Origin of the sequence: Streptomyces halobius (genome assembly GCF_023277745.1) — a bacterium.
Classification (GTDB): Bacteria; Actinomycetota; Actinomycetes; order Streptomycetales; family Streptomycetaceae; genus Streptomyces; species Streptomyces halobius.
Genome location: NZ_CP086322.1, coordinates 9,136,423 through 9,156,900 on the forward strand (window position 1 = coordinate 9,136,423; position 20,478 = coordinate 9,156,900).

The 20,478-nt window shown below is 69.0% G+C and carries 25 protein-coding genes; 12 read left to right on the forward strand and 13 right to left on the reverse strand.

What is annotated here, in order from left to right; genetic code table 11:
* Positions 1-276 precede the first annotated feature (276 nt).
* The 3 genes from K9S39_RS41280 (at position 277) to K9S39_RS41290 (ending at position 2,971) form a co-directional block, all read left to right on the forward strand.
* Entirely contained in the window at positions 277-1,908 is a 1,632-nt protein-coding gene (locus K9S39_RS41280) for a DUF2637 domain-containing protein (RefSeq protein ID WP_248868422.1), read from the forward strand.
* A gap of 55 nt (positions 1,909-1,963) precedes the next feature.
* Positions 1,964-2,188: a hypothetical protein gene (locus tag K9S39_RS41285; protein ID WP_248868423.1), complete on the forward strand. Its 225-nt coding sequence runs from the start codon at positions 1,964-1,966 to the stop codon at positions 2,186-2,188.
* A 78-nt stretch (positions 2,189-2,266) separates the two neighbouring features.
* Positions 2,267-2,971 carry a hypothetical protein gene (locus tag K9S39_RS41290; protein WP_248868424.1) on the forward strand — a complete coding sequence of 235 codons (705 nt, stop codon included), beginning with the start codon at positions 2,267-2,269 and terminating at the stop codon, positions 2,969-2,971.
* 256 nt (positions 2,972-3,227) lie between these two features.
* On the opposite strand, the gene K9S39_RS42250 is transcribed toward K9S39_RS41290, so the two are convergent.
* Entirely contained in the window at positions 3,228-3,362 is a 135-nt protein-coding gene (locus tag K9S39_RS42250) for a hypothetical protein (RefSeq protein ID WP_283113372.1), read from the reverse strand.
* A 95-nt stretch (positions 3,363-3,457) separates the two neighbouring features.
* On the opposite strand from K9S39_RS42250, the gene K9S39_RS41295 reads away from it, so the two are divergent.
* Complete coding sequence (locus tag K9S39_RS41295) at positions 3,458-3,805, forward strand: phage holin family protein (RefSeq protein WP_248868425.1); 348 nt, start codon at positions 3,458-3,460, stop codon at positions 3,803-3,805.
* Between the two features lie 318 nt (positions 3,806-4,123).
* Here K9S39_RS41295 and K9S39_RS41300 read toward each other — a convergent pair whose 3' ends face one another.
* Entirely contained in the window at positions 4,124-4,687 is a 564-nt protein-coding gene (locus K9S39_RS41300; protein ID WP_248868426.1) for a GNAT family N-acetyltransferase, read from the reverse strand.
* A gap of 150 nt (positions 4,688-4,837) precedes the next feature.
* Here K9S39_RS41300 and K9S39_RS41305 point away from each other — a divergent pair, with 150 nt between their 5' ends.
* Positions 4,838-6,004: an IS630 family transposase gene (locus tag K9S39_RS41305; protein ID WP_248868427.1), complete on the forward strand. Its 1,167-nt coding sequence runs from the start codon at positions 4,838-4,840 to the stop codon at positions 6,002-6,004.
* A 32-nt stretch (positions 6,005-6,036) separates the two neighbouring features.
* Here the strand turns inward: K9S39_RS41305 and K9S39_RS42255 are convergent, their stop codons facing one another.
* The 8 genes from K9S39_RS42255 to K9S39_RS42260 form a co-directional block, all read right to left on the reverse strand.
* Positions 6,037-6,165 carry a hypothetical protein gene (locus K9S39_RS42255; protein WP_283113375.1) on the reverse strand — a complete coding sequence of 43 codons (129 nt, stop codon included), beginning with the start codon at positions 6,163-6,165 and terminating at the stop codon, positions 6,037-6,039.
* A 165-nt stretch (positions 6,166-6,330) separates the two neighbouring features.
* Positions 6,331-7,059, reverse strand: a complete 729-nt coding sequence (locus tag K9S39_RS41310) for a prepilin peptidase (RefSeq protein WP_248868428.1) — start codon at positions 7,057-7,059, stop codon at positions 6,331-6,333.
* A gap of 226 nt (positions 7,060-7,285) precedes the next feature.
* On the reverse strand, positions 7,286-7,891 hold the full coding sequence (locus K9S39_RS41315) for a hypothetical protein (RefSeq protein ID WP_248868429.1): 606 nt from the start codon (positions 7,889-7,891) through the stop codon (positions 7,286-7,288).
* Between the two features lie 558 nt (positions 7,892-8,449).
* Entirely contained in the window at positions 8,450-9,454 is a 1,005-nt protein-coding gene (locus K9S39_RS41320) for an NAD(P)H-dependent glycerol-3-phosphate dehydrogenase (protein ID WP_248868430.1), read from the reverse strand.
* A 15-nt stretch (positions 9,455-9,469) separates the two neighbouring features.
* Entirely contained in the window at positions 9,470-10,240 is a 771-nt protein-coding gene (locus K9S39_RS41325; RefSeq protein ID WP_248868431.1) for a class I SAM-dependent methyltransferase, read from the reverse strand.
* Positions 10,233-11,381, reverse strand: a complete 1,149-nt coding sequence (locus K9S39_RS41330; RefSeq protein WP_248868432.1) for a YcaO-like family protein — start codon at positions 11,379-11,381, stop codon at positions 10,233-10,235. Before K9S39_RS41330 ends, K9S39_RS41325 begins: the two co-directional genes overlap by 8 nt.
* A complete protein-coding gene (locus K9S39_RS41335; RefSeq protein ID WP_248868433.1) occupies positions 11,378-12,562 on the reverse strand; it encodes a TfuA-like protein in 1,185 nt (394 codons plus the stop codon). The genes K9S39_RS41330 and K9S39_RS41335 overlap by 4 nt, the downstream gene beginning before the upstream one ends.
* 40 nt (positions 12,563-12,602) lie before the next feature.
* Positions 12,603-12,737 (reverse strand): hypothetical protein, encoded by a 135-nt coding sequence (locus K9S39_RS42260; protein WP_283113376.1) that lies wholly within the window; start codon positions 12,735-12,737, stop codon positions 12,603-12,605.
* 393 nt (positions 12,738-13,130) lie between these two features.
* On the opposite strand from K9S39_RS42260, the gene K9S39_RS41340 reads away from it, so the two are divergent.
* Positions 13,131-13,307: a hypothetical protein gene (locus K9S39_RS41340; protein ID WP_248868434.1), complete on the forward strand. Its 177-nt coding sequence runs from the start codon at positions 13,131-13,133 to the stop codon at positions 13,305-13,307.
* 53 nt (positions 13,308-13,360) lie between these two features.
* Here the strand turns inward: K9S39_RS41340 and K9S39_RS41345 are convergent, their stop codons facing one another.
* Positions 13,361-13,600: a hypothetical protein gene (locus tag K9S39_RS41345; RefSeq protein ID WP_248868435.1), complete on the reverse strand. Its 240-nt coding sequence runs from the start codon at positions 13,598-13,600 to the stop codon at positions 13,361-13,363.
* Positions 13,601-13,797: 197 nt separating this feature from the next.
* On the opposite strand from K9S39_RS41345, the gene K9S39_RS41350 reads away from it, so the two are divergent.
* Both K9S39_RS41350 and K9S39_RS41355 read left to right on the forward strand, forming a co-directional pair.
* A complete protein-coding gene (locus tag K9S39_RS41350; RefSeq protein ID WP_248868436.1) occupies positions 13,798-15,072 on the forward strand; it encodes a tetratricopeptide repeat protein in 1,275 nt (424 codons plus the stop codon).
* The gene (locus tag K9S39_RS41355) at positions 15,069-15,605 is read left to right on the forward strand and encodes a GNAT family N-acetyltransferase (RefSeq protein WP_248868437.1); all 537 of its coding nucleotides are present in this window, start codon (positions 15,069-15,071) and stop codon (positions 15,603-15,605) included. Before K9S39_RS41350 ends, K9S39_RS41355 begins: the two co-directional genes overlap by 4 nt.
* A 107-nt stretch (positions 15,606-15,712) precedes the next feature.
* Here K9S39_RS41355 and K9S39_RS41360 read toward each other — a convergent pair whose 3' ends face one another.
* Together K9S39_RS41360 and K9S39_RS41365 are read right to left on the reverse strand one after the other, a co-directional pair.
* Entirely contained in the window at positions 15,713-16,027 is a 315-nt protein-coding gene (locus K9S39_RS41360) for a hypothetical protein (protein ID WP_248868438.1), read from the reverse strand.
* A gap of 800 nt (positions 16,028-16,827) precedes the next feature.
* Entirely contained in the window at positions 16,828-18,006 is a 1,179-nt protein-coding gene (locus K9S39_RS41365) for a helix-turn-helix domain-containing protein (protein ID WP_248868439.1), read from the reverse strand.
* Positions 18,007-18,165: 159 nt separating this feature from the next.
* On the opposite strand from K9S39_RS41365, the gene K9S39_RS41370 reads away from it, so the two are divergent.
* From K9S39_RS41370 to K9S39_RS41385, 4 genes are all read left to right on the forward strand, one after another.
* Entirely contained in the window at positions 18,166-18,327 is a 162-nt protein-coding gene (locus K9S39_RS41370) for a hypothetical protein (RefSeq protein ID WP_248868440.1), read from the forward strand.
* The gene (locus tag K9S39_RS41375; RefSeq protein ID WP_248868441.1) at positions 18,324-18,506 is read left to right on the forward strand and encodes a hypothetical protein; all 183 of its coding nucleotides are present in this window, start codon (positions 18,324-18,326) and stop codon (positions 18,504-18,506) included. The genes K9S39_RS41370 and K9S39_RS41375 overlap by 4 nt, the downstream gene beginning before the upstream one ends.
* Before the next feature lie 135 nt (positions 18,507-18,641).
* On the forward strand, positions 18,642-19,442 hold the full coding sequence (locus K9S39_RS41380) for a proline hydroxylase (protein ID WP_248868442.1): 801 nt from the start codon (positions 18,642-18,644) through the stop codon (positions 19,440-19,442).
* 8 nt (positions 19,443-19,450) lie between these two features.
* On the forward strand, positions 19,451-20,404 hold the full coding sequence (locus K9S39_RS41385; protein ID WP_248868443.1) for a threonine/serine dehydratase: 954 nt from the start codon (positions 19,451-19,453) through the stop codon (positions 20,402-20,404).
* The last annotated feature ends 74 nt before the right edge of the window (positions 20,405-20,478 follow it).

Here is a 20,478-nt window from a genome sequence, read left to right on the forward strand (position 1 = left end):
GTACAGCCGTTTTCATCCGACCGGCGAGCCATGCCATGCGCCGCTCAGCGTCGCAACAGTCCAGACCCCGTCCCCCCCCCGGCGGGCGATTTCGCCAGACTCTCGGCTCGATAGCAGGCGAAGCCAACCCAGACCCTCGCAACCGCTCCGCCCCGGGGCCCGGTAGTGGCACAGGTCGAACAACTCCGACGCGATCCCGCCGGACCGAGGCCAGTCGCCAGCAGCTGTGAGAATGTGAAGGCCGCTCTGAAAGCACTGTGAAAGAAGGCGAGCGGCGTGGCCGAAGGAACGGGGAGGCCATCAGAGATAGGCCGGGCTCACCGGATCCTGATCTCGGTAGTCGTCGCTGGAGCAGTAGCGATCGCTGGCATCGGCTTCGCCGGCTCCTACGCAGCCGTGCGCGAGCTCGCGGAGAGGAAAGGCTTCGGCGCGTTCTCGGTCGTCTTCCCTATCGGTATCGACGCCGGGATCGTGGTGCTGCTGGCGTTGGATCTGCTGCTGACTTGGATTCGTATCCCGTTTCCGCTGCTGCGCCAGACCGCGTGGCTGCTGACGACTGCCACGGTCGCCTTCAACGGCGCCTCCGCCTGGCCCGACGCGCTGGGCGTCGGGATGCACGCAGTGATCCCCGTGCTGTTCGTCGTCGCAGTCGAGGCCGCCCGGCACGCGATCGGCCGGATCGCCGACATCACGGCGGACAAGCACATGGAGGGTGTGCGCATCACGCGCTGGCTGCTGTCGCCCGTCCCGACGTTCCTGTTGTGGCGGCGGATGAAGCTGTGGGAGCTGCGGTCGTACGACGCGGTGATCAAACTGGAGCAGGAACGGCTGGTGTACCAGGCACGGCTGCGTTCGCGATTCGGGCGGGGTTGGCGTCGTAAGGCTCCTGTGGAGTCCTTGATGCCGCTGCGGCTCGCCCGGTACGGCGTACCGCTGGTGGAGACTGCGCCGGCTGGCCTCGCTGCGGCGGGCAACGAGGCTCCGATCGAGGCCCTGGCGGCCCCGGCTTCCGCCGAGCTGGTGTCGGCCGATGGCCCCCAGTACTCGCCCGGCGCATCGGAAGACACCACTGAACTGTCCGGTCGCCGGGGCGAGGAGACCAGCACAGTGGCCGCAGGCGTCAGCGCGCGGGAGGTGCCCGAGCGGGCCGCTGATCTCGCCGACGCCTTCCGCGCCTACCTCGCGCAGTACGGCGCTTCCCCCAACTCTCGGCAATTCGCCCTGTATCTCGTCGACGTCGGCATCACCGACCCGGAGACAGGGGGCCCGCTCCCGGAAGCCATGCTCCGTCCCGCCCTGCAAGAGCTGCGCCGGCAACGCCCCGCCCTGGCGGGTGATGCCATGGACGTGGTCGATCCCAAGCCTGAGCAGTGGCAGGGGGCTGGTACCGGCCAGCCGTACAGCAGCGTTGCCGAGCACGAGTCGGCCAGCCCCGCGCCGACCGCTACGGCCCCGCTTCCGGAACCGGTGGCCACAGCATCGGCCACCGGCGGGCAGGGTGCGCATCATCCGGTTTCCTCGGCCACCGGACAGGGCGCGACCGGCCAGACGGACGTTGCGGCTTCAGCCCGACCGTCGACGATCCCGCCCGCGCGCGTGCCCGACGCCGTCGGCCAGCCTGAACTGTGGGAGACCGCCTCTCAGAACACCGGTGAGGCCACAGCGCGCAAGCCGCAACCACAGCAGCAAGAGCTCGACCCCGAGGAGCAGAGGATCGAGCAGGTGGTGCAGTGGCTGATCGAGGCGGAGGCCACCGGCAAGCGCCTGTCTGGTGCAGAGGTTGCTCGTCGGCTGCAAGTAGCCCCGCGAACGGGCCAGCGCGTGGTCGCCGCGGCCAAGGAGGTCAAGGAGGCTCGCGAGCGACAGCAGGGCCGGTCGCACCTGAGGTCGGTCACCCACCGCACATGACCGGTCGGCCGCGTCGACGCGCCACGGCATCCGTGCAGCTGTTCCCGTCAGGAGCGTGGTCGTCACCGGCGAGGACAGCCGCGCCACGTGGACGCTCCCGGCCCCGCTGGACGCACCGCCCGTCGTCACCGCGCTCGTCGAGGGGGACGGGCTGCTCCTGGCGGTACTTGAGGACGCGACCCCGCAGGCGGTGACGGTGCGGGTGTGGACGCTCGTGCCGCGCCGGGCCCCGGCCGGGCCGGGCATCGCCGTCCACCTGACTGCCGCACCGCGGCAGTAGATTGGTGGGGCCGCTGGTTGTGGGCCGGGCGCTGAACTGACATCCCACAAAGGGGCCTGGTATGGCGTCTGTCTGCGCATGCGGCGATTACTTCGAGGTCACGACGACGGGGAACTCTGCCTCAAGCCGGGCGTTCAAGGGCTGCGCGACGTCGTGTACGTCAAAGAGCCCGGGAACCACCAGTTCGTCAAAGACGACTACCCCTGGCTGGCGCGCATCAAGGTGCGCGTGCAGGCGGCCGGGGGTGGTGCGGCCGGTGCGTCAGCCGCTGCCGGTCAGCTGGTGACGCGGCCGGGCGGAGCGGGCGGTGGCTATAGCGAGGCCGTGATCGACGCGGCCACGCTCGGTGCGGTGGAGTCCGTCGTCGTTGGCGCGGGCGGTGAGGCCGGCGGGACGTCGTCCGACGGCGGCGCCGGCGGGAACAGCTCCTTCGGCGGGTTCGTCGTCGCGAACGGCGGCGCGGGTGGGACCGCGGTCATGACGTCCGGGACGTCTCTGCAGTGCTGCTCCGGTATCCCTGCCCCGCTCGCCGGAAGCGGCGACTGGGCGAGCGGCGGCGGCGGCGGAGGCGGATGCATCCGCCTTAGCGGGACTGACGGCCTGGCGGGCGAGGGCGGTGAATCCCACCTTGGGCACGGAGGCTTCCAGCGGGCGTCCAACGGCGGCGGTGGCGCCCCCCGAGGCTACGGCGGCGGCGCGGCCGAAGGCTACGCCCGGGACGACTCCAGTACCCCTGGAACCGAGGGCGCGAGCGGCATCGTCATCATCGAACTCTACGGCTGAGGACACCGTCCGGACAATTGGCGCTTTCCACGCACATCCTGGTGGCGCCCGGCGGCGACTGCCACAAGGTCCGCCGCGGCGTCCAGCAGCTGCTGAGCCGCCCCCGCGCCCGCCGTGGGTCAAGGCTGACGGTACTGTCGACAAGAGCAAGATGCCCGATATCCTGCCTGACCGGACGGGAAGCTGTCGCGGCCGTCCATCCAGACGGCGATGCCGCCTCCCTTCTCCAGAAGCTTCGCCTGACGGGTCCGGTCCTTCACGAGGAGCTGCCACGTGCCCAGGGGTTGTAGCGCAGGACCAGGTCCAGCTTGATCCAGGTGTCCAGCTCGCCGATCCGATGAATCAGGCCGTTGTCGTCGGGGCGGCCACGGACCTCGATTCGGTACCCCAATAGAACCCCCTAACCACCCATGGGTGGAACATGGCGATTTGTTCTGCTCGGTTACGGTTGTGCTGATCGATGTGTCTGATGAAATGTGAGTTGTCATGCCGAAGCGCCGCCGCTGGCTGTCGCATCTTGTGTGGACAGAGTTCCTGGCGCCCTGGATCTTCCCGATCAACCTTGATGGCACGAGGGAATGGAAGTGGTGGAACCCCAGGGGCTTCCTGCTGCTCGTTTGCAGCCCCGTAGCTGTGCTCTGGGCCCTTGGTCCGAATAACGACGCCACATGGTGGGCTCGAATTTTGACCGCTCTTGCGGGTGTGGTCGGCGCAGCTGTTCTCGTGCTCGCGTTCATCGGATACCGCAGGCTTGCCGCACCGCCCGCGGCCACAAATGACTCTGATCCGCACAGCCCTTCCGAGAGGGATCGACTTTTCAGCGGGCCGCAGTGACGCACGCCACCATGCGACCATTGCGTAGCCGCTTAGTGGTCAACGCTCGAACTCCTTCGGGGGTTGACCACAGAGCAGGACTTGTGGTGAGACCGGTCCGGGTGTCTTGGTTGCAGAGCGAGGCTGCTGCCAGGGTAGGACCGCCGTGTCAGCGCCGCCGCTACTGCTGCCGGTCCAGTCGCTGATCGCGCAGTAAGGGGTGTCGTTGACGGTAACCAACAGTCCGTGGCGGGCCTCGGGTTCAACCTGGTACGGCTCCTGCCGTCCACCTACCGGTTCCGGTGGGGCGTGGATGCAGAACGGCCGTTCACACCGTGGCTACTGCTGCTTCCACTGCTCTTTGGTGATCTCGTACCGTACGCCTCCGTGCTCGGAGCCCTCGATCATCTCCATGTCGGAGGGAGTGGGGATGGTGTCCGCGAGCGTCATTTCGAGCTTTTCCATGATGTTGCGCGAACCGTGGTTCACGGACATCGTCTCAGCCCAGACCATGCGCACACCGAGCTCCGTGAACGCCTTGCCCAGCAAGGCCCGCGAGCCCTCGGTGGCATAACCCTTGCCCCAAGCCGCCTGCCGCAGCCGGTAGCCGAGTTCGACTTCGTCCAGCGGGCCCTCCGGCGCGGGACGCAGGATGAACCAGCCGATGAACGCGCCGCCGTCCTTCTCGTGCGCGGCGAATAGTCCGAGGTCGCCGCCCCACTTCTCGTAGCCGTCGAGGATGTTCGGCAGGTAGCGCTCGCGGACGACCTCCGGCGCGGTCGGATTGCCGCCGGTCAGGTAGCGCATCACCGCCGGGTCGCTGTCCAGCTCGATCAGCAGGTCCGCGTCATCGGCAGTGAAGCGGCGCAGGGCCAGGCGCTCGGTCTCCAGGTAGGTGTCCACGAGTCGATCATGCCTGAAGCAAGTCGGGCAGCCCAACGGTTTTCCTCGGCAACTCGGGGGCTTTGCCATGACTTCGCAGGATATAGAGACGGGTGCGCCCTGGTGCCGGCCCGTTCCCCGTTGCCTCGAAGGATCGGTCGCTTTCCTCCCATGCCCCTCGCCTCCGCCGCGCCCGTCATGCTGACCGCCTCCGAGCGCCACCGGCTGAAGAAGATGGCTTACGGCCACAAGACCCCGCATCAGGCCCGGCAGCGGGCAACCATCGTGCTGTTGGCGGCCCGAGGGCGTCCCAACGCCCGAATAGCCGTGCAGACGCGGCTGCACGTGGACACGGTGCGCACCTGGCGGGGCCGCTTCGCCGCTGGAGGACTGCCTGCCCTGGCTGACCGCAAGCGGTCGGGCCGGCCGGTCTCGTTCACCGCGCTGCAGGTTGCCGAGGTCAAGGCGCTGGCCTGTCAGTTGCCCGCCAGGACCGGCGCGCCGCTGTCGCGCTGGTCGTGTCCGGAGCTGGCACGGGAGGTGGTCGCCCAGTCCATCGCCGGGTCGATCTCCAGTTCCACCGTGCGGCGCTGGCTCAAACAAGACGCGCTCAGGCCCTGGCAGTTCCAGTCCTGGATCTCCGTGCGCGACCCCGCCTTCCGGCCCAAGGCCGCACGCGTGCTGGATCTGTACGCCCGCACCTTCGATGACGTCCCGCTGGGCGAGGACGAGTACGTGATCTCTGCGGATGAGAAGACTTCCATCCAGGCGCGTTGCCGCTGCCACCCGACACTGGCACCCGGGCAGGCCCGGGCGATGCGCGTTAACCACGAGTACGACCGCGGCGGCGCGGTGGCCTACCTGGCCGCCTACGACGTCCATCGCGCCCGTGTCTTTGGTCGCTGCGAACCCAGAACGGGCATCAGGCCCTTTATGAACCTGGTCACCCAGGTCATGACCACCGAGCCCTACGCCAGTGCCAGATGCGTCTTCTGGATCGTCGACAACGGCTCCTCCCACCGAGGGAAGAAGGCCATAGATCGCCTGACCAGGGCGTTTCCGAACACTGTTATGGTCCACACCCCCGTGCACGCCTCCTGGACGAACCAGGTCGAGATCTTCTTCTCCATCGTCCAGCGCAAGGTCGTCTCGCCCAACGACTTCACGGACCTCAGCGAGGTCCGGGACCGGCTCCGAGCATTCGAAGACCGCTACAACGCCACGGCACAACCATTCCAGTGGAGGTTTACCACCTCCGACCTGGACGATCTGCTGACCAGGCTCGACCGACACACACTCGATCGGCAGGAAGAATCCTCCGCCCGTCTCACCGCATGATCAACCCCCGAAGGACTTCGAGCGCCGACCACTTAGTAGGTCTCGAAGCGGGGGCGGATGGCCATGCGGAGCCTGGCGTTGGCGCTGCCGGTGACCAGCTCGATGCCGATCTGCGACCGGCCGGCGGGCAGCGGCCACAGCGCCGGGGCCTTGTCCAGCAAGGCCGCCGACCCTCCCTGCCCAGCGGTCCCGAGTCCGGGGCTGGCTGAACCGCCTGCGCGGTCCCTGAACGGCCATAGGCCATGACCGATGGCCGATCGGCCGCCGTCCAGCCATCACCCTGGACGACCTTCTGCACCATCCCCTTGTGCTCGGCCGGTTGCGCGTCAGGTGCTGGTGATGAGGGCGGCGGCCAGCGTGCCGATGATGAGGAACGGGCCGAAGGCCAGCGTGCTTTTGCGGGTGCCGCATCGGGCAACGAGCAAGTAGGCCGCCACGGCGGCCGCGAGCAGGAAACTCACCACGAGCCCCAGGAACGCCGCCTGCCAGCTGTGCCATCCCAGGAGGGCGCTGAGCGAAACAGCTAGCTTTGTGTCACCCATGCCCATGCCGCCCAGGGCAAGCAGGGTGAACAGCACGCCAGCTGCGGCCGCGGCGGCCAGAGCGCGCACGAGACTGCCGTGCTCGTGGTGTGCTGCGGCGACGGTGAGCAGCGTGAGGGTGCCGATGGCGGCTGGCAGGGTCAGGGCATTCGGTAGGCGTTGGACGGCGCTGTCGATCAGGAGCAGGGCGGAGCCGAGGAGCGCCAGCCAGTACTGGGCGGCGGCGTACCAGCCGGCCGCCCCGCCGACGGCGACTGCGGCGAATGCTGCCGCGGTTGTCACCTCCGGAAGCCACGCGGCGCCCAGAGGCGTACGGCAGGCTGGGCACCGGCCGTCCGGCGGCAGCAACCGCAGGGCCTGCAGGCCCCCGGCCGGGGGTGGCAGTGGGGAGCAGGCGGGGCAGGTGACGGACGGCGGGTGCCCGGCGGGAACGGCGAGGGCGACGACGACCGGGCGCAGGGCGGAGCCGGCCACAAGACCCAGCAGCGGCGCCAGGAGCTGATGAAGCGCCATGTTGTGTGGCCTGCCTGTTCAGCTGGTTCCGCTTTGTGGCCTGCTTTGTCTTTAGGCGCGGCATGTGCTGGGCCAGAGTCCTGCGTCTTGGTGTCGGTAGCGCAGACCGTGATCAGGGAAGCTTTGCCCTTGCAGGACTTCCCACCGCCGATGACGGTGCCGTCATCGGCCGCTGCCGGGCTGGCACCCAGGAGGCTGACGACGGCCACGATGGGCACAGAGCGCTTCAACACTTGCGCGCCTGCGGATCGATCTTGAGGATCATCCACTGGTCCCCCCACTTTTCGGCTGAGACAACGGCTACGTCCCGGCGCAGGTTGGCCTTTCCGAGGGGCTCTTCCTTGCCGGTTTTCGCGTCGATCTGCTTCCACTGTGAGATGTCGACGCAGTCGGTGATCGTCGCGGCTGGGACCTTCTTGTCCACAGCGAGCGCGGTGACCTTGGGGTGGATCTGGGGTTTGCCCTTGACCACGACACCGGACTTCTTGAGGCTCGCGACGTCCCCTTCGGCGCGGGAGAGCGCGTCGGCGGTGGCGTACTTCTTGAGATCGGTGCCGGAGATGCTTGCCTGGCTGTACGCCTTGGTCTGCGCTGCCCAGAACTTGCTGTAGGTGGCGAGCACTTCCTTCTTCGCGGCGGCCTGCGGATCGGCGCTCGCCGTCGGAGAGGGTTTTTCACTCGCCGACTTGGTGGGCGTGGGCTTGGCGTCCGTACTGCTGGGCTCGTTGCTGCACGCGGTGACTGTCAGTGCCGCACATCCGGCGATAAACAGCGCACGCATGCTGTTCTTGAGCTGACCGCGGTAGCGGCCCCTGATTCGCGTTGTCGCCATCAGTGCTCCCTCCCCAAGGGTGCGATCTCCAGGACTTTTTGGAGACGCTGTAGCTTTGCGTCGTTGTTCTCGATCCCTCACCGCAGGGGCGGTATTACGCCATCGGAGTGGCTGGACCTGGCACACTACCGCCCGCTTAGCAAACTGTGCAGTCTGGTTTCGCAGAGAGGTATCGCATATGCCACATAGCGTTGCGAATTGATCTCCGACTCCCGTCGCACCCGACGCTGCGATGGCGGTGAAGCCCCTGCAAGCGTCTATGACGCCCGGTCTGCGATCTTCCCTTCGAAGGTTGCCAGTGCCGTACCCAGGTCAGTGACCTCTACTGTCACTGTCCCGGGCTTCGTCCCCTTCGGAAGGGCGAAACGGAAATGGTGGGTCGCTGCCCTTTGCGGTGCGATAAAGGCCGTTTCGCTAGCGCTGGGGAGAAGACCTTGAACGAGGTCGGCTTCCTGGAGCTGGTCGCCGTAGTAGACACGTACGGTCGTCGATGTGGTCGACGTCGGCCAGAGCGTGGCGGTAGGGGCGGAAGCGAGCTCGAAGGGGCTGACTCCCGGCTCAGCGAAGCTCGGGTTTCGCCGTGCGCGACATGAGTTCCTTGACGGCCTCTTGGGGTGCCTTCCTACCGTGGACGATGTCGACAACGGTCTGGGTGATTGGCATGTCGACGCAGTGGCGCCGTGCGAGATCGAGGACAGACTCACAGGACGTGACGCCTTCGGCTGTCTGTTTCGTGAGCGCAGCCGTTTCGGGCACCGTCAGGCCGCGGCCGAGGTTGACGCCGAAGGTGTGGTTGCGGGACAGCGGCGACGAGCAGGTGGCGACGAGGTCGCCCATGCCGGCAAGCCCGGCCAGGGTCAGTGCCTCGGCTCCCATGGCTTGGCCGAGGCGGGTGGTCTCGGCAAGGCCCCGGGTGATGAGCGCGGCTTTGGTGTTGTCGCCGAGTCCCTGGCCGTCGGCGATGCCCACAGCCAGGGCAATGACGTTCTTGACCGCGCCGCCGAGTTCGCAGCCGATGACGTCGGTGTTGGTGTACGGGCGGAAGTACGGTGTGCGGCAGGCCGCTTGAAGGCGTTCGGCGACGGCCAGGTTCTTGCAGGCCACTACACTCGCCGCCGGCTGACGACGGACAATCTCGCCCGCCAGGTTCGGGCCGGAGACGACCGCGATCCGTTCCGGCCCGGCGTCCGCCACGTCCGCGATCACCTCGCTCATCAGCTTGGCCGTGCCCAGCTCGACGCCCTTCATCAGGGAGACGAGAACACTCTCCGGGGGTAGCAGGGGCGCCCAGTCGGCAAGGTTGGCACGCAGGGTCTGCGCCGTCACGGCCAGGAAAGCCACCTCCGTGTCCTTGGCGGCCTCCGCAGGGTCAGCCGTCGCGGTGATGCCCGGCGGCAGGGCAAGGCCGGGGAAGTAGTCCGGGTTGGTGCTGCTTTCATTGATCGCCTTGGCCAGCTCGGGGCGCCGGGCCCACAGAGTCACTCTGCACCCGGCGTCGGCCAGGATCATCGCCGCGGCCGTCCCCCACGATCCCGCACCGAATACGCCGACTTGAGCCGTCATCGTCGCCCCAATCCCTCAGTCTGTGGTGCGTCGTAAGGTAACAACCGAGAAGTGACGACTGCTCATATCAGGGGTCCGGCGCTGTGCCTCGTCGAGCATGCCCTGCGCGTGGTCATCTCCGAAGTCCCTGCGTAGCTCGGCCTCATGTTCGGCCCGCAGCTCGTACAGCCGCAGCCACATCCGCCCTACGCCGGGCCGGTGCTCCTCCGCTTCCAGCTCCAGGCCCTGATAGGTCCACGGTCGGCTGCTGAGCGGAGCCTGGCCGCTGAAGGTGATGACGGCTCGGGCACCGGGGGTGAGGATGCGGTGGACCTCGTCGATCGCCGCCCGCGCGTCGGGAGCGAACCCGTATGCGTCCACGCAGATCACGCCGTCGGCGCTGCTGTTGGGTAGCCCGGTGGAAGCCAGCGTGCCGACGCGGAAGTCGGCACGCCCCTTTGGAACGAAGTGGTCGGCCCTGGTGGCAGCGAGACGCACGGCCACGGAGGAGACGTCGATTCCGGTCAACCGGGCGGCCAGAGCGCGGGCCAGCCACAGGCCCTCGCCGCCGGTGCCACACCCCAGGTCAACCAGATGCTGCCCCGGGTGCAGCCGCAGCTGCCGGACGGCGGTGGCGAGCAGCTGCCAGTCGCACGAGCTGGAGGCGTTGACCTCGGGCGGATAGTCCTCACCCATGGCGAGGGCGTAGAGGCGGGCGGATAGGGGACTGGAGGCCCGAGCAGTGTGGAAGGCGTCGTAGACCTCTGCGAGCCGCTGCTCCTCCGGCGACAGGGTGGGCTCATCCATGGCGCTTCCCGGGCCTGGGGATCGAGCGGGTGATGCGCATCTCCAGGCCGGGGGCGGCCACCTTCACGGCCGCGTAAGCATCGGACTGGCACAGGTCTATGGCGACGGGTTCGTAGCCAGTGACGGAGGCGACCCGGGCAGCCACGGCTGCGGTTTCCGCCTGGAAGTCGCGCTCTGTGGGCCCGTAGCGGGTGGTCACGGTGGCCCATTCGCCGGTGTTCGGCCCGGCGTGCTCGGGGCGCGGTGGGCGGGCGGAGAAGGCGTGCTCGTGGGATTCCAGGTCGTCTCGCGTGCCGACGATGCAGGTCAGCCTCGACTGAGCGGCTTCCGTGAGCGCCCGGGAGAGGGCGATGTGCGGGTCGCGGTGGCACCCGGAGCCGGCGAAAAGGATCGGGTAGTCCTCCGACCAGATGTAGACGGCGCACACCGGGATCTCGTACGCGCTGTCCACCAGCGCGATCTCCAGGAACATGCGGGCGTCCAGGAACCGGTCGATGAGGTCTCGGCAGTAGCGGTCCTCGACGCTGCCGGGGTTGATCAGGGTGCGGTGCGCGCCTCCGCTGGCGTAGTCGCGGTGGAGGACATCGCGCTCGATGACCTCGCACAGGGCGTGCACAGTGGCCTCGCTGGCGGTGTTTCCGCAGGCCAGTCCGTTGCTGGTGACGTGGAAAACATTGGGCGCCACCACGTCGCGCCGCAGGTGGCGCCGTACGAGGTCTGCCGGGACCAAAACGCTCCGGCCGCTCGTGAGCCCCGTTCCCAGCGCCCAGTCCAAGGGGATGTCCGGCAGGCTGTCGTGATCCAGCTTCACCGGCAGGGCGCTCATCGGGTACGGGATGCCGAGGTCGCGATGTGTGCCCCGCGCGGCCACGGGGAGAGGCTGCTCGGCGTGCCACAGCTCCGCGCTCTCCAGGACAGCCGAGATTTTCGCTAGGAGGTCGGTGGCCCCCTTGCCCTGCGAGGTGACGAGGGTGTGGGCGCTCGGGCGGATGGCCGTCCAAACCGGGATGTCGAGGTAGTCGAGGCCGGTAATCCGGGCCACCCGTGTGATCCCCAGCCGCGCCATCTGCCCGATCAGGATCAGCCACGTCTCCTCCGGCGTCCTGGCGCGCACCGTGCCGTCGAGCGCAATCGGGGTCACTGCACTGTCTCCGTTTCCTTCAAGAAGCCCAGAACGAACCACTTGGCTGTGTCGACGGCATCTCTGGCGCCCTGGAAGCCCCGGGCCCACGCCTCGTTCTCCAAGGCGTCGTCGGGCAGTTGCCAAGCTCGGGTGAGGAGCCGTCGGGCCACGGAGTCTTTGATCGCCTCGACGAAGAAGCCCGGTTGGGCCTGGACGGTCATGTCGTTCAGCGCGGCGTACTGGGCCACTGCGGCACGGTCGTGCGGGGTTTCGTGGGCCAGCAGGCGGTCTGCCGTGCGGGGGTCGGTCAGGTCGATCTCGGACCGGTAGGCCGCGCAGGCGAGCAGGTGCGGCAGTTCGTCGCCCGCTCCCGACTCCTTGAGGTGCGTCGACCACACGGCCTTGAAGTGCGGGTCGAAGATCTGCTGGTAGGCGACGCGGTGGCGGGTGGAGAGTGTCCGGCCGTCGATGGTCTGGGTGGCGAAGGCGTTGGCCCACTGTCGGGAGCAGCGGGTGCGCCAGTCCACGTCCGTCACCGGCGTGACGGGGGTGCCGTCGAGCGACAGCGCGGTCTGAAGCGCCTTGAGGGCGTCTGCGCGCTTGAGGTCGCCGAAGTGGGGGTTTGCTGCGAGGCGTTCTTTGAGCCAGGCGACAAAGCTGGTGGCGCCGCACCGGCGGCTGTAGATCCTCAGAGCGGTCAGGGAGCGGTGCGCGTAGTAGACGTCTCGTAAGCCTGTAAGCATCCTGTCGGCTGTCGGGGTGTCGATGACCTGTGCCCTCACGCCTTTGTGCAGCACATGGCGGACGTTGACGAGCGGCCAGGTGTAGGACCGCGCATCGGTGTCGGCTGATTGGGCGACGGCTACCTCGTCGTCGCCCTCGATGGCGCCTGTGGCATAGGCGTGGAAGATCGCGCCGACGCCGACCATGCCGCACGGGGTGAGGTCGGCTGCGCGCAGGGCTCCGATGCTGGCGGCGCCGATGACGCGGATGCCTCGGCTCATGGCCCGGATGATCTCTTTGTGCCGGAGGGCGGGGGTGTGGTGGTACAGGCCGTCGATGATGACGACGGTGTCACCCTCCCGGATCTGGGGATCGAACAGGTCTCCGTGCTTGATCGGCGGCCTTACGGTGAACCGCTCGTGTGACAGGGCGGGATCGTCCGGGCTCAGCGTCGGCCCGGTGAAAGCGTGAATCACGCCAGCCTCCTTGGGAAGGGCGGAACCGCAGGGGTGCCGGTCAGAAGGTGAAGCACTCCTCCTGCTCGACGTCCTCGCTCTTGACGACCTTCGACGGGTCAATCAGGTCCACGACGTCGGTCTCCTCAATCGACAGACCGATTGCCTGCGCGAGAACCTGAGACTTCGCTCCCATTTCTCTTCCTTTCAGACGTAGTGACGGTGCCTAACCCCCCGCGGCCGAGCCGCACAACGGCGGGCGCGGTCGCGGAAGTCCTTAGCCTGCGGACAGCTGGCTGACGCTGTTCTCGACCGGCGGCCGGTACGGGCGGGAGATGGCGTACAGGGCCCCGGCGGAAGACCAACGCCGGGGCTCCAGGCCCGCGCGGGCCGAATGTCGTGAGTACAACCGCGCGGGCCTCCCGCCTCCCTCGGGGGTGGGAGGCAGGAGCTGGCGCCGTCCCGGGTCGGTGACCGGGCGTGGGAGGGGGCACGACCCGGGCGGAGTGGAGACCGGTGGCGGTGCGGCCTTCACGGGGGCACCGCACCGCACCGCCACCGGGGTCTACGTGGGCACCCGGTCTACCGGGTGCGTACGGACGCCGTACCGGTCTGTGTGCGGCTCACGGCCAGCCACGGAGCTGGCGAACTCTTCAGACTCGGCGTCCAGCCGCTGGACGGCGTGCACTTCCATCAGGCGCGGGCCGACGACGACCGCGGGCGGGGCAGCGCCGACGAGACCAAGCACGGTCAGCGCGCCAGCTAGGCCGTCTCGTGCCCGCTCAGCCGGTCGCGGCGATGGTGCGGCGTGCGTGCCGCTCATCGCGCCGCCTCGATCTCCGCGGCGGTGGCCAGCCGCAGCGCACCCGGCTCCGCCTGCCACGCCTCGCCGTCCGTGCCGATCGGCACCACCAGCGTGGCGGCCCGGCCGAGGAGTTCTGCCGGGTACGCCTCCGGGTCCGCGACCCTGCCGACGGCATCCGCCACCACGTCGTACACGTATGTGCCGGGCGGATAGGTGGTGGTGTCCTTCTGCTCCTGTGGTGCGCGCGTGGTCATAGCTGCCACCTCGGTAGTTGCCTACGACGCCCCGCCGTGTCCCTCGGGGGATGAAAACGGCGGGGCCGTACGACCACCTAACGCCGCGTCACCGTGCCGGGCGTAGGGGATCGGTGCCGCCATCGCGATGTATCCCCCCGGGGAAATTGACCAGCCGTTTACCTGACGGTCGGGGATCGCGGCGCTACGGTGCGTGGATGGACACCACGCAAAACTTGGCGCTGGTGGAGTGGATGGACCGGAACGGCCACAGCGCTAACAGCCTTGCTAAAGCGCTGAATTCGGCCCGTGAACGCCTCACGGGGGCCCCCGGACGGTTCGATGACAAGAGCGTCCGGGACTGGCGATCAGGACGCGTCCGCTGGCCCAACGCGCTCACCCGTCGGGCCTTCGAGGACGTGACGGGTCTTCCTGCTACCGCCTTAGGGTTCGTGCCACGGAGCCGGACACCGTCCACCCCGGCCCCACCGCAGGAGGATGCCGACATGCACCGCCGCGCCGCGCTGGGCGGCATCGCCGCAGCAGCCACAACCATCATTCCCGGCACCCCCCGCCGCATCGGCATGAGTGACGTCGACCGCCTACAGAAGCGGTTCGCCGAGCTCATCGTCAGCGACCACCGCCACGGCGGACAACGCGGCATCGAGCAGCGCGCCGCCGCCCTCGCCGACGAGGCCCTGAACCTCCAGAACTCCGGCAGTGCCACGCAGCGTGTACGCGCCCACCTGTACGGGGCCGCCGCCGCCTTCCGGTCCTCCGCGATGTGGGCTGCGATTGACGGCCGCCGGTACGAGGACGCGAAGGCGCACATGCGCGAGGCGCAGGCCCTCGCCGAGCTCTCCCGAGACCAGACGATCAAGTTCCGCATTTGGTCGCACGCGGGCACCCTTTACCGGCACATGGGCCGACCGGCTGACGCGCTCGCCGCGAACGACGTTGCGCGCCACTTGCACATCACGCGACGTGATCCCCTGTTCGCCTCCCTCGGTCTGGCCCGGCAGGGAGCCATCCATGGAGCGGCCCAGGACCGCACCGGCGCCCGCCGTGCTTTCGAGCAGGCGCAGGACGCCATGGGGCGCGCCGCCCCCACCGACTACCGGCCGGTGTGGATGCTCGCCTTCTACGACCAGGCCGAGTTGGACTCCTTGGCCCTCTCGGCATACCTGGCACTCGGCGATCACTCCACCGCCGAGTACCACGCCCGCCGCTGCCTGTCCGCCTTCCGACCCCACATGGTCCGATCCCGCGCCATCGCCACGACCCGGCTCGCGCACGCCCAGCTCGCCCAGCGCGACGCCGACGCCGCCACGCACACCGCGATGTCGGTTCCGGCTGACGCCGCCACCCAACACGCCCGCGTGTCCCGCATGCTGCAAGAGTTCGGGGCAGCGCTCCGCGCCACCGCGCCGACCAGCCCGATCGTGCACACCTGGACCGAGCACACCCGCGACGCCTGGAGGACCACGGCATGACCACGGCACCCGCCATCGAACTCCGCGCCTTCACCGCCCTCGCCGCCGTCCGCAGCGACCTCATCGACGTGTACGCCGAGGTGCGCGCCCCGCTGCTGCACCTGCCGAACTACGCGGTCACGGCGTTCGGTGAGCGTCTGGACAGGCACGCGACCGAGCCGGGGTTCGTGGCGGTCCTTGCCTACGCGGACGGGCGCCCTGTCGGATACGCCTACGGCAACACGATCGAGCATGGTGACCGGTACTGGCAGCGCACTACCCCGGCGCCGGCAAGCGAGTACACCGAGCGTCCGGCCGTCGCCCTCAAGGAGATCGGCGTACGGGCCGCATGGCGGGGCACCGGCACCGCACGGCGCATCCACGACGCACTCCTCGCCGAGCGCGAAGAGCCGTACGTCACGCTCATGGTTAACGCGGCGGCTGGTAATGGGAAGGTACATCGGCTCTACGAGTCGTGGGGGTACGAGGACATCGGGCACAGCCAGCCATCACCCGCATCGCCATTCCTCACGGTGATGATTCGCGCCAGCTGAACCGCACCACCAGGCGGCCCGCTCGTACTACTTGCTCCAGCGCGACTGCGAACGGCAGCTCTCCGCCCGCTGACGAGAGGAGTCAGCAGGCGAGGGCGGCTCGCAGTTCATCCTCGATCTCGTCCAGGTCGGTGAGCATTCGGGTGGCGGCCTGCGCCCTCCTGGCACTCCTTCAGCACGCGGCCGTAGACCGCGTCGTCGACCCGGACGGGCGACAGCGAGCGCAGCAGCGAGGGACGGCCGGCGGCCTTCTCCCGTACGACCAGCAGCGTGCGGGTGCCGTCGGTGACCGCACGCGGCTCCAGGGCGGGGTGGTCCAGCGGGCGGATGCGGTCGCTGCCACGGCCCCATCCCTCTTCCTCTCCGCGCCATTCCCACGGCCCTGAACCGTTGGTCCGCAGCCCGATCGAGCACGTCAACATCCCTCTTCTCCCTTCTCAGTGGGTGACACGCGACGGGGCCCGCGCGGCAGCCCCTTGGCCTCGGCAGTCGGCGCCACCTGCGTCAACGCCGAGGGCTTCAGCTCCCAGTTCCCGTCCTCCGTGCGCACGCCCGCCCCCAGCTTGTGCATGCCCTCGGGCAACTCACGCTTCGGCGCATGCGAGACCTTGGGCTTGCTCTCGCTGCCGGGATGCAGCTTCGCGGGAGGAGCGCTGGCGCACCCTGTCACTAACCCCGCCACCGCAGTGCCGAGAACGATCCATCCGGCTTTCCTCACCGCTGCCCCCTCGCGTGCGACCAACACGGCGCTGCGCCCTGCTGGGGCGCTGACTCTGCCAGTTCACGGGCTCCATGATCAGGGGCGCAGGAGAAGGGGCCGGAATCCGACGGGTGGCCTTCCTGGGCAGGGGCGGTCCGGGTGTTGACAGCGGCGGCGAGCGGGAAGCGGCAGTGATTGCCGAGGCAGACGTGGATAAGCCGCCGCGGTTGTCGGAGGTGCCGGCCGCCTCGTACGCGGACCCCGTCCACTCCTCCAAGACCCGCGGTTCGTCGGGACGGAGGTGGCCATCACCGCCGTGCACTGGCAGGTGACGGCGGTACTGATCCATCGGCGGGCGGCGCCGCTTGTTGTACGCGGCGAGCGGGTCGTGGGCGTCCACGAGTGGGACGGCACGCGACGGCTGGTTCGGGGGCCTGGGGCGGCGGTGCCGCGCCGAGACTGCGTGCCGGATCGCATCGCGACGACACGGGAGGAACGCGCCACCGGCTGGTGGCGCCCTTGTCAGACTGCCGCGCCGGTGCGCTGTGCGAAGCGGCGGAGGCCGGGGATCTCACCGTTCATGGTCAGCAGCTCCGAGGTGACGGCCCGGACCTTCGGACGGCTGGCTTCTTCCGGCGCGTACTGCTCCATGGCTCGCAGAGCGTAGAACGCCCGTTCCGGCTCTCCGACATCCCGCCGCACTCGGGCGACGTCCATGCACATGCGGCCCCGGCGTTCCGCGTTCGGCAGACGGCGAGCGTCGATCTTGCTCGCGTAGTTCAGGGCCTGGTCAGCTTCGCCGAGGGCCTGGTGGACCGAGACGCGAAACACCCTGGTCTGATCGAGGCCGAAGACGCCGGGGATGTAAAGCTTCTGTGCCGTGGTCTCTCGGCGGGAGGCGGTCTCTTCGGCCTCGCCCATGAAGTCCATGGCTGGCGAACGCCATCCGGCCTGTGCCGCGCTGTAGCCGGCGGTCAGCAGGAGGGTGCCTTCCATGGCCAGCTGGTCGGGAGCTGCCCCTAGTCGTCCCGCTGCCTGCTGCAGGTGGTCAATGGCCGCTTCGTACTCGCCGCCGCGCCTCATGGTGATGGCCATGGCGTGGGCTGCCTCGCCCATGACGACGGGGTTTCCCGCTTTCTCGGCCTGCGCGCGGGCCCGGTCCGAGGCGATCCAGGAATAGCCCTGGTAGTTCTTGATTGCCAACTGCGCCAGCAGCACGTATGAACGGGCGGCGACGTCGTGCGCCATGGATGCCAGGGACCGCGAGATGAGAGCGGGAAGAGCCCGGCCCAGCTCGGCGTACTGGGCGTCGTGGAAGAGGCTGCGGGAGGCGGTGAGCGCGGCAGCGAGGGATTCACGAGACACCGGGCGGGCTTCTGGGAGCCGGAACAAGGACCGCTCCACCACGTCCTTTGAATCGGCTGCGGCGGAGGACGGCAGGACGGCAGCAGCCCCCGCCCCCAGGGTCAGGGTCAGCAACTTCCGACGGCGCACATCGTCCCCTTCGAGCCCAACGTCTTCTCTGGACAGCGCCAGCAGATCACACAATGCGGCGAGCGTCGCGTCGTCCGGCCTGACCTTGCCGTTTTCGACCCGCGAGACCCACGACGCGGAGTAGCCGACCCTTTCGCCGACCTCGGCCTGCGATAGCCGTTTGATGAGTCGTGCACGTCTCAGCATCTCGCCCAGGGTCTCGGTCATGCACACAGTGTGCCGATGCGCGCACAACTTTTGCAGACCGGCGGCAGGCCATGTCCCGTTCGTTTTCAGGGGAGTTGAGTGAGCCTCACGGCCGCGCCAGCACGGCACGACTACAGGCGCGGCAGCCCCTCGACCACGCCCCCTGTCCAAGGCGCCGACATGACGACGAGCAACACGCAGGAGATTCCCACGCTGATCCGCTGGACGGCGGCAGCCAGCCCCCTCTACGAGTACGTGTCGGCTGCCGCGAAGGACCTCGCTGAGCTGGGCATGCACATCGCCTACACCTGGGACGCCGGCCCGGCCCCGGAGATGAAGTGAGCGGCCGGCCCGCCCGCGAGCCGCGGGAATGGCCGCCGTACGTCGCCCTCCTGATCGCTGCCCTCGCATACCCGGCCACGGTCATCAGCGACGCCACGACGGACCGTGCCGCCCCGGCGCCGGTCAGCGTCCCGGACACGGAGGCCGCCGTGGCGGCTCCGGAGCCCCACCCGGAGTGAATCAGGCCCCGGCTGCCAGCCGCGTGGAACCGGGGCGGCGCCTCACGAGAGGAGACGCCCCTCCCGGCCGCCCGCCCGGCCTGTGTGCACCGGGAGGGAGGCCATCGCCCGGCACCAACCATCAGGAGGAGACCCTTGACCACCACAACCACCGATCCCCTGTTCGTCCTCGAAGACGCCCCCGCCGTCACCGATCGTCACATCGCAGCTCTGGCAGCCGGGACGCTGGCGGCCGTGCGCATACCGGACCTCCTGACCGCTGAGGAGTGCGCCGACGTCCTCACCTCTGCCGAAGGGCTCCCGGTCAGCTCCTATGACCCGCACCGCGTGCCAGTGCGGATCGCCAGGTTTGGACCCGCACTGAACGACTACCGCACCGCTGACGGCAGCCTGGACACGAAGCGGTACTGGGAGGCCGCGGACGAGGCCCGCGCCGCCTGGACGGCCGCCGCGCTCCGGCCGGACCCGATCGCCATCTCCCTGGCCCGGCTCGGAACCGCCTGGGGCGCAGCCATCGCTCCGGCCACCATCGGCGGCCGTCCGGTGTTCGGCGGCACGCTGAGGGAGATCAATGGCGGCGCGCTGATCCATTACGACGAAGTGGTACGCGAATATCCGGCCGGTGTCTTCGACCAGAAGATCACTGCCCAGCTGGCTTTCAACCTGTGGGTTGCGGTACCGGAGTTGGGCGGTGTGACGTCGATCTGGCGGCGTCGTTGGCAGCCCGGGGACGAACAGCACCGCGACTCCTACGGCTACACCCCCGCCGCGACCCGCGATGCGCACGAGGTCCGCCACGCGCCGCAGCTCGGTGACGGGCTGCTGTTCAACCCGGCCAACATGCACGCGGTCTCACCCAACCCGGCAAGCCGGCGCGTGGCGTTCGCGTACTTCCTCGCCCTGACCCACACCGGCAACCTCATCTACTGGAGCTGACACCCCAGATGACCGACCGCATCGACTACAAGGACGTTACTGCTGCCGCCGAGCGGATCAGCGGCCACGTCCGCCCCCTGGCCCTCGCCCCCGTCGACCCCGACGCCTTCGGCGGCGCGTCGGGGTGGATGGGGATGGAGTTCATGCAGCACACCGGGTCGTTCAAGGCCCGCGGCGCGCTGAACTTCACCGCCGCCCACATCGAGGACAGCACCATGCCGGACGCCGGTGTCGTGATTGCCTCCGGCGGTAACGCCGGGCTCGCCTGCGCCTGGGCCGCCGACCGTCACCAGGTGCCGGCGACTGTGTTCCTGCCGCAGACAGCCCCGGCGGTGAAGGTCGACCGGCTCCGCGCCTTCGGAGCCGAGGTGCGGCTGACTGGCAGCGAGTATCACCACGCCGCTGAGGCCGCCGCCCTGCATGCGGCCCAGACCGGGGCGCTGGCCTCCCACGCCTACGACCATCCGCTGATCGCCGCAGGCGCCGGCACGCTCCTGGAGGACATCTACACCCATCAGGGCGGCCCGCTGGTGGACACCATCGTCGTCGCGGTCGGCGGCGGTGGCCTGTTCACCGGCGTCGCCGCTGCTGCCGCGCACCACGGTGTGCGGGTCGTGGCGGTCGAGCCGCAGAACTGCCGCGCGCTGAACGCCGCGATCCACTCCGGGGACCTGGTGGACGTCGATGTCGACTCGATCGCCGCCGATTCGCTGGGGGCGCGCCGTACCTCCCGCATGGCCCTGACCGCCGCCACGTCCGGCGATGTCCGCTCGGTGCTGGTGCCGGATGAGGCGATCGTGGCCGCCCGGCGCGCACTGTGGGAGCACCGGCGCCTGGCCGTGGAGCACGGCGCCGCAACCGCCCTCGCGGCCCTGACCACCGGCGCCTACCGGCCGCAGCCCGACGAGAAGGTGTGCGTGGTGCTGTGCGGAGCGAACACCGACCCCAGCACGCTCGCCTGAGTCTCAATCCCGGCCCAAGGGCCCCATGCTCCGCCCCCCGGCTGCTGTCCAGGAAGACCGGCCGGGGAGCGGAT

Excerpts from the sequence above, each read along its gene's own strand:
- K9S39_RS41360 (WP_248868438.1), bottom strand. The coding sequence starts at position 16,027 with ATGTTGACGTGCTCGATCGGGCTGCGGACCAACGGTTCAGGGCCGTGG.
- K9S39_RS41345 (WP_248868435.1), bottom strand. The coding sequence starts at position 13,600 with ATGACCACGCGCGCACCACAGGAGCAGAAGGACACCACCACCTATCCG.
- K9S39_RS41350 (WP_248868436.1), top strand. The coding sequence starts at position 13,798 with ATGGACACCACGCAAAACTTGGCGCTGGTGGAGTGGATGGACCGGAAC.
- K9S39_RS41370 (WP_248868440.1), top strand. The coding sequence starts at position 18,166 with ATGACGACGAGCAACACGCAGGAGATTCCCACGCTGATCCGCTGGACG.
- K9S39_RS41305 (WP_248868427.1), top strand. The coding sequence starts at position 4,838 with ATGCCCCTCGCCTCCGCCGCGCCCGTCATGCTGACCGCCTCCGAGCGC.
- K9S39_RS41365 (WP_248868439.1), bottom strand. The coding sequence starts at position 18,006 with ATGACCGAGACCCTGGGCGAGATGCTGAGACGTGCACGACTCATCAAA.
- K9S39_RS41320 (WP_248868430.1), bottom strand. The coding sequence starts at position 9,454 with ATGACGGCTCAAGTCGGCGTATTCGGTGCGGGATCGTGGGGGACGGCC.
- K9S39_RS41385 (WP_248868443.1), top strand. The coding sequence starts at position 19,451 with ATGACCGACCGCATCGACTACAAGGACGTTACTGCTGCCGCCGAGCGG.
- K9S39_RS41355 (WP_248868437.1), top strand. The coding sequence starts at position 15,069 with ATGACCACGGCACCCGCCATCGAACTCCGCGCCTTCACCGCCCTCGCC.
- K9S39_RS41310 (WP_248868428.1), bottom strand. The coding sequence starts at position 7,059 with ATGGCGCTTCATCAGCTCCTGGCGCCGCTGCTGGGTCTTGTGGCCGGC.
- K9S39_RS41290 (WP_248868424.1), top strand. The coding sequence starts at position 2,267 with ATGCGGCGATTACTTCGAGGTCACGACGACGGGGAACTCTGCCTCAAG.
- K9S39_RS41325 (WP_248868431.1), bottom strand. The coding sequence starts at position 10,240 with ATGGATGAGCCCACCCTGTCGCCGGAGGAGCAGCGGCTCGCAGAGGTC.
- K9S39_RS41295 (WP_248868425.1), top strand. The coding sequence starts at position 3,458 with ATGCCGAAGCGCCGCCGCTGGCTGTCGCATCTTGTGTGGACAGAGTTC.
- K9S39_RS41315 (WP_248868429.1), bottom strand. The coding sequence starts at position 7,891 with ATGGCGACAACGCGAATCAGGGGCCGCTACCGCGGTCAGCTCAAGAAC.
- K9S39_RS42260 (WP_283113376.1), bottom strand. The coding sequence starts at position 12,737 with ATGGGAGCGAAGTCTCAGGTTCTCGCGCAGGCAATCGGTCTGTCGATT.